The organism is Kaistella gelatinilytica (assembly GCF_015679325.1).
GTDB lineage: Bacteria > Bacteroidota > Bacteroidia > Flavobacteriales > Weeksellaceae > Kaistella > Kaistella gelatinilytica.
Genome location: NZ_JADPVI010000002.1, coordinates 191,174 through 203,507, shown reverse-complemented (window position 1 = coordinate 203,507; position 12,334 = coordinate 191,174). Strand labels below are relative to the sequence as shown.

The window sequence follows — 12,334 nt, the reverse complement described above, 5'->3', positions numbered from 1 at the left end:
CATTTAGGTTTTTCCCAGATTCAGCGGTCGTGATTTTAGTCTTTTTAAAATTTAAGGTGCTTTCAAATAGTAATTCAAATTGATGGAAAGTTTTATAATTGTATTTGAAAATTCTTCCTGCTTGTGCTAACTAATGTTTGTGTACATTTATTGAAATGAATTTCGAATAAAAATTTGATCTGTATGAAAAAAACATTTTTACTATTTTCAGTTTTATTTTTCACTAATGCTTTTGCTCAGAAAGCAGATTTCATTAATCCAAAAGGAAAATGGTATTTGGGCGCAGAAGCGGGCCTCAATATCATCAATGAATATGCTGTAGATCAAAAAGATGTTTCACTTCAGGGAGGAGTTTTGGCAGAATATTACATTGGAAAACAGTGGAGTTTGTCGGCACGGTTAAAATATTTTAAGACGGGACTCGCTTTTTACAGACCAGATACGCACAGTGGAAGTTGGCTTGATCTGGGAAGTGATGAATCTTTTGGCACTTTTCGGGGAGCTGTAATTTCAATGCCGGTCGATATAAAGTGGGAATTTAGATTATATAAAAATCTTCGCGCTAATCTAAAATTGGGAGTTGCTTATAATATTGAAACCAAAAGTGAATATAATTATTCGGAAAATCTTAGCACCGAGTATGCAAAACAATTCGCAAGTTTAAATTCGGGAATAGGATTAAACTACTTCGTTGATGAAAAACTGGCAATTTATGCTGATTACGAATATTATTTATTGGGCGGTTATAAAGGTTCTACCCATTTTATTATCTTAAATGGAGGTTATTATCCACAGAATGCGCTGCTTAATTTTGGTGTAAAATATAATTTTAAAAAGTGATATTTGAAGAACTAAATCAGTAAATTTTGAGTGAGCTTTTCGACGCTATTGATAAATATTTAAAAAGCTTTAACCACTCAAAAACTCAAATCCTCAATAACCAAGATTCAAACCTGGCTCTTTTTACTTTTTACCTAGCTCTTTTTCTAACTGGAAAACTCAAAATCTTTATAAAACGCATCAGCTTCTGCGATCACAACATCCATTTCCTCCAGAGTAAAAACTTCTAAAAATTTACGTCGGAAATCTTTAAAATGAGGGATCCCACGGAAATAATTGCCGTAATGTTGACGCATTTCGATGAGTCCTAATCTTTCACCTTTCCATTCCATACTCCATTCTGCGTGTTGACGAATAGCTTCTAATCTCTGAGTAAGGGTAGGTTCGGGTAGAATTTCTCCCGTTTTGAAAAAATGTTTGACTTCATTGAAGATCCAGGGATAACCAATTGCGCCGCGACCGATCATAATGCCGTCGCAGTCGTATTTATTTTTATAATCCCAGGCTTTTTGGGGAGAATCTACATCACCATTCCCGAAGATCGGAATATTAATTCTGGGATTGTTTTTTACTTTAGAAATATAATTCCAGTCCGCTTCACCTTTGTACATTTGAGCGCGGGTTCGGGCGTGAATCGTTAAGGCTTTTACGCCAACATCCTGCAGTCTTTCAGCGACTTCCATGATATTGATGGTTTCTGTATCCCAACCTAAACGGGTTTTTACGGTCACCGGCAGATCGGTAGAATTTACAACGGCTTTTGTAAGACGGATCATGAGATCAATATCTTTTAAAACTCCAGCACCGGCTCCTTTACAAACCACTTTTTTTACGGGACATCCAAAATTAATATCAACAATATCCGGGTTTACTGCGGCTACGATCTTGGCAGAAAGCGCCATTGCTTCTTCATCACCACCGAAAATCTGAATTCCAACGGGTCTTTCATAATCGAAAATATCGAGTTTTTTCATGCTTTTCATTGCGTCCCGAATAAGACCTTCTGAAGAAATAAATTCAGAATACATCATGTCTGCACCGTGCATTTTGCACAATCTGCGGAATGGTGGATCTGAAACATCTTCCATGGGAGCGAGCAACAAAGGAAATTCTGGCAGTTCGATATTACCGATTTTTATCATGGTGCAAAGGTAATTTTTTTGTGCGAAATGACGAAAAGTGAATTTCAGATAAAAATTTCTATAAAAAAAAACAGACTTCAATGAAATCTGTTTTAATATATTTTTAGAAAGAAAATTTAATCAAAATCGTGATGGGTATCATCTTTTGAATTACGGTGTACAAACCACATTCCGATCGTTAAACCAACTACACCTGCGACAGCGGTCATCAAAGCAGTTTCTATTTTATCGGCATTATTGTTACCGATGTAATTCATTAAAAATAAAATGATGAAAGTAATCATTGCGATCACCAGAAATTTAGTGCTTTTAATATCCATTATCTTAATTTATAAGAGATCATGATTCCACCTTTGTACGGAAGGAATTCTCCGCTTTTGTTCCAGTCGCGTCCGTCGTCATCGTACCGAACATCCAGACCGTGAACACGACCTTTGTAAAAACTTTGTATTGTTCCTGCTCCAAAAAACAGATCCATATTCCATTTTTCGCTAAGTTGAAACTGATATCCGACGATTGCACCAAGCATTATTGCGTATCCATCCTGATAAACATCCGCTCTGTTATAAACCGGAGATGTCGGTGTATACTGATAAATACCGTCTCCCCAATAATTGTATTTTTGAATGATAAATCGCGCGGCAGAAAGATTGGCACCGACATACCAGTGTTTGAATGCTTCCTTAAAATAATATCTGCCATCAATACCGATCATGTAAACCTGCGCATCTTTTCCAGCAAATGATTTCCAGGGAGAAACAAAAATTTCACCTTGAATCGTCATTTTTCTATTGAGTTGGTATTCAAGTCCGGCATTCAAAATTCCGACCGGAAGAAAAAGTGCGTTTGCTTTGATGTATAATTTTTTTGGAGCGACAGTAACAGTATCCTGAATTTGACCACTTACGAAAGATGCAATGGAAATGGATAGGGCCAGAATTAATTTTTTCAAAATAGAATTGTTATTTTAAAGTTTCTAAAAGTTTCGTCGCCAAAGTTGCATCTTTTCCCTGCGTTACAGCAAGATTTTTCGCAATTTCGGCATACATTTTTGCATTGTCTTTATTCCCGGTTTCGGCATATAATTTTGCAAGGATGTAAGTGTTTTCAGCCGTTTCACTTTTCATGACTGCTTTTTCGGCCCATTCTTCTGCCTTTTTAAGAGAAACGCGGTTCGAAACATGCTCACTAAAGATCCAGGCTGCTTTTATCAATTCTTCGGTATCAAAACTATCGGAATTTTTGTAATATTCCAAAGCTGCTTTTTCGTACCCAGTGTAATTTGAAACAGTGGGATAGAATAATACTTTCATTCTGTTCAACGCAGTTTCCGCGTCGTCTTTGCCAATTAATGGGATTGCATTTTTGTAGAAATATGCATCATTAATGACACCTGTCTTCTGGTCTAAAGAAGTTTCCAGAATTTTAGAAATCTTGATATTCGCATCAAATTGTTTGTAAATATCTTCTGACATTAAAGTAATGATCTCTGCTTTTTTATTGACGAAAACTTTATAATTAGGGTCATTCGGAGATTTTAGAAAATAAAGCAGCATGCCTAAATCATCCTTCGTTAGCGGATCATTTTTTTTGACCTCGAAATATCTCTCTGAAACTTTTTTAGCCAGATCATAATCATTATCCGCATATAAGCGCATCATATTCAATAAAAACTCAGGATCTTTTTCTCCTTTTTCGAAAAGTTCTTTGTTAGAGGAAGTCGCATATTTAGGATTGTTGGCTTCTTTAGCAATGGTCAAAAAATCCTCTTCGCCCATGTAACCCATATTTTTTAAGACCACTTCACCATCACCATTCAGAAAAAGAAAACTCGGATAGGAACGAATTCCATATTTCATGGCTAACTGTGGACCTTCCCCTTTTTCCATGTCAAATCTTGCATTGATAAAATTGCTGTTGTAATAATCTGCAACTGATTTTAGAGGAAAAACATTTTTTTCCATCAGTTTACAAGGACCACACCATGACGCATAAGCATCGATGAAAACAATTTTTTTCTCTGCTTTTGCTTTGGCGAGAATTTCTTTGAAACTTGTTTGCTGAAAGTTGATCCCTTCCTGCGAAAAAATCAAAATAGAAATACATAATATAAGGAGTGAAAATATTTTTTTCATTTTCATTAAAAATTTGATGCGAAGATAAATATAAAAAAATAACAGAACTATTTTTTTGAAGCGGTTGTTTAAATCTTGTTTAAAGTTTAAAGTTTAAAGTTTAATGCAGTTGCAACTCACTGTCAAAGATTTAAACTTTGCCAAAAGAGAATTTTAAAATTATCGCGGTAATTAATTCCCCTTCCTTTACAAAAGAAAAACTCCGGAGATAATCCGAAGTTTTCAATTATTAGTAAACGTTTCTAATCAATTTTAAAAGAATCTTTCAAAGTAACCGTTCTGTTAAAAACCATATTTTCCGCGGTAGAATCCCTGTCTTTCATAAAATAACCAATTCTTTGAAACTGATAAGGATGTCCTATTTCTGCGTTTTTAAGACTCGGCTCTGCAAATCCTTTTACGGTTTTTAAACTCTCTGGATTAATGAATTGCATGAAATCATTTTCTTTTTCTGCATCTGGTTGTGGCGTGGTAAAAAGTCGGTCGTAAATTCGGATATCCACAGGAATCGCATGTTTTGCAGAAACCCAGTGCAACGTTCCTTTTACTTTCCGCAAACTTTCTTCTGTTCCGCTTCCTGATTTGCTTTTCTCATCGTAAGTGGCGTAAATGGTTGTGATCTTCCCATTTTCGTCTTTGTCTACGCTTTCTGCCTTAATGATGTAAGCAGATTTCAAACGGACTTCACCACCTAATTTTAAGCGGAAAAACTTTTTATTCGCTTCTTCCTGAAAGTCCTCTCTTTCGATATAAAGTTCTCTTGAAAAAGGAATTTCCCGCGTTCCGGCATTTTCCTCTTCCGGATTATTTTCGGTTTCTAAATATTCCTCTTCATTTTCCGGATAGTTCGTGATCACCAGTTTTACAGGATCTACGACCGTCATTACTCTTGTTGCAATTTTATTTAGATCTTCGCGCACGAAAAATTCAAGCAACTGAATGTCTATTAAATTTTCCCTTTTCGCAACACCAACTCTTTCAATGAAGTTTTTAATAGAAGTTGGAGTGAAACCTAATCTTCGCATTCCGGAAATCGTCGGCATTCTGGGATCATCCCAACCTGTAACTGCATTTTCTGCAACCAGACGCTGTAATTTTCTTTTGGAAGTGATCATGTAAGAAACATTCATTCTTGCGAATTCGCGCTGTTTATTTCTTACCGAATTTTCTTTATAAACCTGATCTAAATACCAATCATAAAGTGGACGGTGATTTTCGAATTCCAGGGAACATAATGAGTGCGAAATTTGTTCAATGTAATCTGATTCTCCGTGTGCCCAATCGTACATCGGATAAATTTTCCATTGATCGCCTGTTCTGTGATGAGGTCTTTTCAAAATTCTGTACATCACCGGATCGCGCATATTCATATTCGGCGATTTCATATCAATTTTTGCACGAAGCGACATCGAACCTTCTTCGAATTCGCCATTCTTCATTTTCTCAAAAAGGTCTAAACTTTCTGCTACAGGACGGTTTCTAAAAGGCGAATCAACACCTTCTTCGAAGGGATTTTTTCTTTGTTCTGAAATTATTTCTGAAGATTGCTCATCTACGTAAGCTTTTCCGTCATTGATCATTTGAACTGCCCAATCATATAATTGGTCGAAATAATCAGAGGCATATAATTCCTGATCGTATTTGAAACCTAACCAATCGATATCTGCTTTGATCGAATCTACAAATTCCTGTTCTTCTTTTTCAGGATTCGTATCATCAAAACGAAGATTTACAGGTGCGCCATATTTTTCGCCCAGACCAAAATTAATACAGATCGCTTTGGTGTGACCAATATGCAAATAACCATTCGGTTCTGGCGGGAAACGAAAACGCAATTTCTCTTTCGGGAAACCTGCTGCAATATCTTCTTCTATTATATGCTCAATAAAATTGAGGGGTTTTTTATCTTCTTCCATTGTTTTTCTTGTAGTGCGCAAATTTACAGATTATTGAGGGAAAGAAAAACTTGCAATCTCAATTTTTTCACAACATTGAGTTCTAATTACGTACAATTGATGAATTATGAATGATTTCAGCTAATTATTTTTGATTATCAATCAAAATACAAAAAAATAGTTTTAATTTTATGCGAAAGTTTAAATTGTCTTGTATTCCCGATAATATTTATTAAAAAAATCGTATTGGTAGTCTGCGAAAGTTTGTAATTTTAGTTAAACGAGTAATTTTTAAAGAAAAGAATTTATGAAATTGTAAATCTATGTTTGTTGCTGCTGTATCAATTACATATATCATCCTTCTTTATCTCTGCTTCTTAATTTCTTTTTTCCATCGAAAAAGAGATTATTCCTACATTTTCGTGTATTTTCTTATTGTAGCACTTATCGAGACTACGACTTATTTTTTCAAGGTAGAAATAAATCACATTTATACGGCCGCTTCCTTTTTCTACATTGGGTACTTTACTTATTATTACGCAAAACAAATTGAGAAGCAAAAGAAACTAATTATTAGTTTAGGCGTATTGGCTTCGGTCATTAGTGTTGTATTTATAATTTTTTCTGAATATTCTTTTTCGATAGCCCTCGGCGTAACGGTCGCCGTATTTTATATTACACTTGCACTTTTTTGGCTTTTTGATCAAATAAGGAATGTGCAGAAAGTTTATATTTTGAAAAAGCAGGCATTTTGGGTAAGTACAGCACTGCTTTTCTGGAGCATTATTTTTTTATTCAGAATTACCCTTATGCATTGGCTTGCAGCTAATGACTATTCTTTTTTAGTCGTTTTAGATGATATTTTTAAAGTATCAGTCGTCTTAACTTATGTATTCTTTCTTATTGCAGTTACCCGTAAATATTAGAATGAAATGAGAGCTTTACCGGTCGAAATTAAATTTTCCATAATTATTGCTATTCTTTTGATGGTGATAATTGTAGTATTTTTAATTTTTATCATTGTTCTGTATTACCGCCGGCAAATGATCTTCAGCAAAGAAGAAAGGTTGAAAGAAATGGAATATCGAACTCAGCTTTTACAACAGGAGATCGATTACCGAAAAAAAATGCAAAGTGAGCATGACCGTGTTTCCCATGATCTACACGATGATCTTGGATCAGGAATTACTGCTTTGAAACTTCAAACCCAGTTTATTAAACAAAAAACGACCGATATAAAAATCAGTCAGAATATTGAGGAGTTGCTGCAAACTTGCGATGAATTAAATGTTTCAATGCGGCAAATCCTGTGGAATTTGAAAGTCGGAGATGACAATTTGGAAAATTTCGCCCAGCGAATAAGCCATTACGCCAAAAACTTTTTTGCAAAAACCAATATTAAAGTACATATTTTTAAAGAGGAAGTTGGTTATGATCACATCTCCGCAGATACGCGCAGAAACCTATATCTGTGCATAAAAGAGGCGCTCAATAATGTTTACAAGCACAGTAACTCCGAGAATGTAGAGGTTCATTTCAATAGAGATGGCAAAATTTTCACGGTTGATATAAAGGATGATGGAGTAGGGATCACGCCGGATGCAGCTTACGGAGATGGAATTGAAAATATGAAATCCAGAATGGTTGCGCTGTGTGGAAATTTAAATTTTGTTCCGTCAGAAAAAGGCCTACATGTAAGATTAAATTTAGATCTTCAAAATGATCAAGATAGCATCAAAAATGTCGAAAAGGTTTGACTTAAATATGATGTTTAGCTCTTCGTAACAATTCTTTAAATGTGATTATAGACACAGGGGTTTTTATTTGAAAACCTGATCTCTAAATCTTTATTCATAAAATCACCGGGATTATTTTGTATTGTAAAAAATAATACTACTTTTGAGTCGAATTAATATTATGTTAAATCGACGTTTCTATTTATAGAAATTATCGTCTTCTTAAAAAGCTCAAATTGAAACTCCTGCTTTTATAAAGTAACTGGTTTTCTGCGAGTAATTTAGTTCACTATCTTCACTGATATCCCGCCCAAACACAAATTTTGAAAGGTAACAACAAAAAATAACTGTAATATGCAGACAAAACTATTTTTTCTTATTTGTACCTTTTTATTAAACTGCTGTCCTTTATTAGGTCAGCAATTTTGTGCAGGTGCGAAAATAACAGATGCTTTAGGAAATGAAAACCCAGTCATTAACTGCAGCTATCCGCTCAATGGAAAATGTTTTCAACTGAAAACCGAGATCCCGGTTTTTAATAAAACTGATTCATACAATGTTTCCTCCGAAACCTTTACGCCTTACGGTGATTTTAACGCGGGAACTGCACTTCATGCGAATGGTGATGATTTATTTTTTACCAAAGTAGATATCCCTTTTAATTTTTGTTTTTTTGGAAATAACTACAACTCAGTCATAATAGGAACCAATGGCGTTATATCATTTGATGTTTCTCAACTTGGAAACATTAATTATCCTAATGTAGAAGATTTAAACCCGAATACCTCGCTCCACAAAAGCAGTATTTTTGGTGCTTTCAGTGATATCGTTTTTTCTCCTAATGATGATTCCGAGATTTATTACAGCATTACTGGTACGGCGCCCTGTCGTAAACTAATCGTCAATTTTTATAAAGGTAGAATTGTTGGATGTAACGAAACTGCTACCTCTCAAATTGTCTTATCTGAAGGTTCAAACAGTATCGAAGTTTTTGTGAAAAATAAGCCACTTTTATGTCCTTCTGCAAAATTTAAAAATTCTTTAATAGGAATTATAAATGAAGACAGAACCGTTGGATATTCTCCGCCGGGAAGGAATACAGGTATTTGGACAGCGGAGAATGAAGCATGGAAATTCACTCCTTCAGGTTCGGCGATCACGCCGCAAATTTTATGGTTTAATTCAAAAAATGAATCAATTGGTGCGGGTAATACGGTAAATGTTTGTCCCGAAAAAAATGAAGTTTATACGGTAAAAGTAAAATACCCGATGTGCGGAGATTTTGATTATACTTTAGAAGCCAGTACAAATGTTACATTTGCGCCAGATTACCCATTGACAAAGGATTTTACAGCTGTTCTGTGTGGTACTAATTCATTAAACATCAATTTAGAAGATTATAAGAGCGATCTCACTCCTCAAAATGCAAATAATTTTATTTTTACGTATCATAATTCTTTGGCAGAAGCACAAAGCGGCGATAATCCGCAACCTATAACTTTTGTGCTTTCCGGTAACAAAACTTTTTTTGTACGTGTTCAAAACCTTTCTGATCCGTCCTGTTTCCGGACTGCGGAGTTAAATTTAAAATTACTTTCAAACAGTTTGCTTACTAATACATTGGCGATCTGTGATATTAATAATGACGGCGTGGAAAGCAGTTATCAGCTTTCGTCGCTCAATTCGAAACTATTTTCTGCTCCTATCACGGGTACGATCCATTATTTTTTATCTGCTCAAGACGCTGCCAATAATGTTGGTGAAGTATCAACGGCGAATATTGTGAATAATATCGAATTGTATGTAAAATATGACACGACGACTTGTAGCCAGATTTTCGGTCCTGTAAAAATCACTTTTATAGCCAGTCCGGTGGTAAATACGCCAATAAGTTTTACATATACTACCTGTGATTTTAAGTATGATTCTGTTGAACTCTTTGATTACTTGGGTATTATTGGACCATTGGTAACCTCAGAACAAAATGTAATTTTAAGTTTTTACAGATCGTATCAGGAAGCTTATTCAGGAAGTGGCAGCAGTATCAAAGATATTATCAAAGGGAAATATCCCGTTTTTGTCAGAGTACAGTTTCCCGGTGGATGTTTCAGTATTGCCACCGTAAATATGGATGTTACTTTTACCTATGTCGAGGCAAAAGACGATTCTGTTTACAGATGTTTTGATGGTACTGAGGATGTTACGGTTGATCTAAAAGATTATTCGCCCGCCATGCTTTTGCAGTCACCGGTTGGTATAAGTGTTTCTTACTTTAAAACCTCTTTGGATGCAGAAAATAATCAGAATCCTATATCTAATTTACAGACCATAACTAAAGACGGAAATTTAGTGAGAACAAGTTTCTACGTGAGATTTGAAGATTCAACTGGCTGTTACGCCGTAAAGGAAATTGAGATTAATTTAGTTCATGTTATTATTCATCAGACCCAGTTTGAAATATGTGATTTTGAAAATGATGGCCAGGAAAATACGACGCTCTCCGGTTTTAATAAAATGATCGTCGGATCGCAAAATGCTACCGTTTCTTATTTTATTAGTCAGACTGATGCGGAAAATAATAACAATCCTTTAACGACGTACAATATTCAAAACGGAACTAAATTATTTGTAAAAATAGTATCTTACGTTTGCTCCAATGTTTTTGAAATTAATTTAAAGTTAGTTCTAACGCCGACTGTAAAAACGGTAGTTGAGGTGGTTAAAAATTCGGTTTGTGATAATAATAATGATGGTCATGAACCTTTTGATCTCACGGGTTTGCAAAATGAAATTTACGCAGATACTGCGCCGGTTTCGTTTCAATACTATCAAACTTACGATGCTGCGAGCAATTCTTTATCTGGATTAATAGCAAATCCCACCACATTTAGCTCCCAGCATAAAAGTACCGTTTACGCGAAAGTCTCTAATGGAAATGGCGGTTGTTATTCTGTCAGTACCATCAATATTACTTTAAATTTTTTGCCGGTCATTGTCATCAAACCTGCAGTGCTTCAGAAATGTGATTTTGATTTTAATCTGAATGAATCATTTACGCTCAGTGACGCGATCCCGGACTTGTTTTCTCAGGCTCAAAATTCAATCCTGCTCGGAAATATAAATATTACGTATTATAAAACGGAGCTGGAAGCAAACAATGGCATTCCTTCTACCCAGATCACTTCGCCTGTAATTACGGCTCATTCAAGATTTAAAGTTTGGGTAAGATTTACGTCAAAAACTACATTTTGTTTTTCTGTCACTTCTATTGAATTACAAACTTACATTCCTCCCAAAGCTTTAAACTCTAAAATATCAGGGATTTGTGATGATAATTTAGATGGTTTATACGATGTTGATCTGACTAAATTTACATCAGGTATGATCTACACGCAAAGTGCTGATAATCATTTTACATTTTTTTATACTAAAGCCGAAGCTGATCAAAATGTTAATCCTATTTTAAATCCTGACAAATTTACTTTTAATGCTTCAGTGACGAGAATTTGGGTACGCGTGCAAAATATTCCAGGATGTTTTGATACTGCTTCTGTAGATTTAAATTTAGGCCAGAAAGTAAAACTGATCAATGATGGACCTTTCACTGTTACTAATACTTGTGATGTAGGAAACGATGGGACAGAAAATATTGATTTAACCCAATTTGAAAGTTCTTTGTATCGTCCTGCAACTTTCGAATATTATCCAAGTTTACTCGATCTCAATAATAATACTCATATAATAAACTCGCCGAAAGCTTTTCTTTATAATGAGAATTCTGGAGTACAAAAGGTGTTTGTAAAAATCATGTCTCCCGGATTTTGTCCTGAGAAAGCTGAAATAAATTTAAGCTTGAAAAAGACGCCGATGTTCACTTTACCTAACTATAATTACTGTCCGGAAAGCTTCGTAGATATTAAACCCGATTTTTCAAATTTGAATATCGTGACGTTTGAATGGCTGGATCCTACAGGAAAAGTTGTTTCTAAAACCAAAGAACTTTTAGGCGTAAAAACTGCCGGGCTTTATAAAATAAATGTGAGCGCGGCAAATGGCTGTACATTTTCGACCACGTTTAATGTTAAGGTATTTGAAATCCCTGTGATCACAGATTTAATCGCAAATGGGAACACCATTACGGTTATTGCTACAGGAAGTCATAAAATTTTGTACTCAAAAGATGGGATCAATTTTGTGGAAAATAATGTTTTTACCAATCTTCCTTTTGGCGTCACCACATTTTACGTGAAATTTGAGGGATCAGACTGTCTTCCAAATTCCAAGGAAGGCGTTATTTTAAATATCAGAAACGCTTTTACTCCCAATGCAGATGGATACAATGATACGTGGATCATCGATGATTTAAATGTTTTCAATGGGAAATCTGCAAATTTGAAAGTGTTTAACCGATTCCTGGTTAAAGTTTTTGAACAGGACAGCGCAAGTCGTTTTGTGTGGAACGGAACATTTAATTCACGATTGGTGAATACCGGTTCATATTGGTATCAGATCACTTTACCTGATGGCAGAACGTACACCGGCTGGGTCTTGGTGAAAAACAGGAACTAGAATTTTATAACTTAATT

The 12,334-nt window shown here is 35.0% G+C and carries 8 protein-coding genes; 3 read left to right on the top strand and 5 right to left on the bottom strand.

Annotated elements, in window-relative coordinates:
* The first annotated feature begins 183 nt into the window (after window positions 1–183).
* Window positions 184–840 (top strand): outer membrane beta-barrel protein, encoded by a 657-nt coding sequence (locus IV494_RS08215; protein ID WP_196079681.1) that lies wholly within the window; start codon window positions 184–186, stop codon window positions 838–840.
* A 146-nt stretch (window positions 841–986) separates the two neighbouring features.
* On the opposite strand, the gene dusB is transcribed toward IV494_RS08215, so the two are convergent.
* The 5 genes from dusB to IV494_RS08190 form a co-directional block, all read right to left on the bottom strand.
* A complete protein-coding gene (gene dusB / locus IV494_RS08210) occupies window positions 987–1,982 on the bottom strand; it encodes a tRNA dihydrouridine synthase DusB (RefSeq protein WP_196079680.1) in 996 nt (331 codons plus the stop codon).
* A 116-nt stretch (window positions 1,983–2,098) separates the two neighbouring features.
* Window positions 2,099–2,302 carry a hypothetical protein gene (locus tag IV494_RS08205; protein WP_039351648.1) on the bottom strand — a complete coding sequence of 68 codons (204 nt, stop codon included), beginning with the start codon at window positions 2,300–2,302 and terminating at the stop codon, window positions 2,099–2,101.
* Window positions 2,302–2,934 (bottom strand): DUF3575 domain-containing protein, encoded by a 633-nt coding sequence (locus IV494_RS08200; RefSeq protein ID WP_196079679.1) that lies wholly within the window; start codon window positions 2,932–2,934, stop codon window positions 2,302–2,304. Before IV494_RS08200 ends, IV494_RS08205 begins: the two co-directional genes overlap by 1 nt.
* Before the next feature lie 10 nt (window positions 2,935–2,944).
* Window positions 2,945–4,117 (bottom strand): thioredoxin fold domain-containing protein, encoded by a 1,173-nt coding sequence (locus IV494_RS08195; protein WP_196079678.1) that lies wholly within the window; start codon window positions 4,115–4,117, stop codon window positions 2,945–2,947.
* 242 nt (window positions 4,118–4,359) lie between these two features.
* Window positions 4,360–6,033: a glutamine--tRNA ligase/YqeY domain fusion protein gene (locus IV494_RS08190; protein ID WP_196079677.1), complete on the bottom strand. Its 1,674-nt coding sequence runs from the start codon at window positions 6,031–6,033 to the stop codon at window positions 4,360–4,362.
* Between the two features lie 911 nt (window positions 6,034–6,944).
* Between IV494_RS08190 and IV494_RS08185 the strand changes: the two genes are divergently transcribed.
* Both IV494_RS08185 and IV494_RS08180 read left to right on the top strand, forming a co-directional pair.
* Window positions 6,945–7,769: a sensor histidine kinase gene (locus IV494_RS08185; protein WP_196079676.1), complete on the top strand. Its 825-nt coding sequence runs from the start codon at window positions 6,945–6,947 to the stop codon at window positions 7,767–7,769.
* 333 nt (window positions 7,770–8,102) lie between these two features.
* Window positions 8,103–12,317: a T9SS type B sorting domain-containing protein gene (locus IV494_RS08180; protein ID WP_196079675.1), complete on the top strand. Its 4,215-nt coding sequence runs from the start codon at window positions 8,103–8,105 to the stop codon at window positions 12,315–12,317.
* Window positions 12,318–12,334 lie beyond the last annotated feature (17 nt).

Coding starts and splice junctions, on each gene's coding strand:
- IV494_RS08215 (WP_196079681.1), top strand. CDS start 184: ATGAAAAAAACATTTTTACTATTTTCAGTTTTATTTTTCACTAATGCT.
- dusB (WP_196079680.1), bottom strand. CDS start 1,982: ATGATAAAAATCGGTAATATCGAACTGCCAGAATTTCCTTTGTTGCTC.
- IV494_RS08205 (WP_039351648.1), bottom strand. CDS start 2,302: ATGGATATTAAAAGCACTAAATTTCTGGTGATCGCAATGATTACTTTC.
- IV494_RS08195 (WP_196079678.1), bottom strand. CDS start 4,117: ATGAAAAAAATATTTTCACTCCTTATATTATGTATTTCTATTTTGATT.
- IV494_RS08190 (WP_196079677.1), bottom strand. CDS start 6,033: ATGGAAGAAGATAAAAAACCCCTCAATTTTATTGAGCATATAATAGAA.
- IV494_RS08185 (WP_196079676.1), top strand. CDS start 6,945: ATGAGAGCTTTACCGGTCGAAATTAAATTTTCCATAATTATTGCTATT.
- IV494_RS08180 (WP_196079675.1), top strand. CDS start 8,103: ATGCAGACAAAACTATTTTTTCTTATTTGTACCTTTTTATTAAACTGC.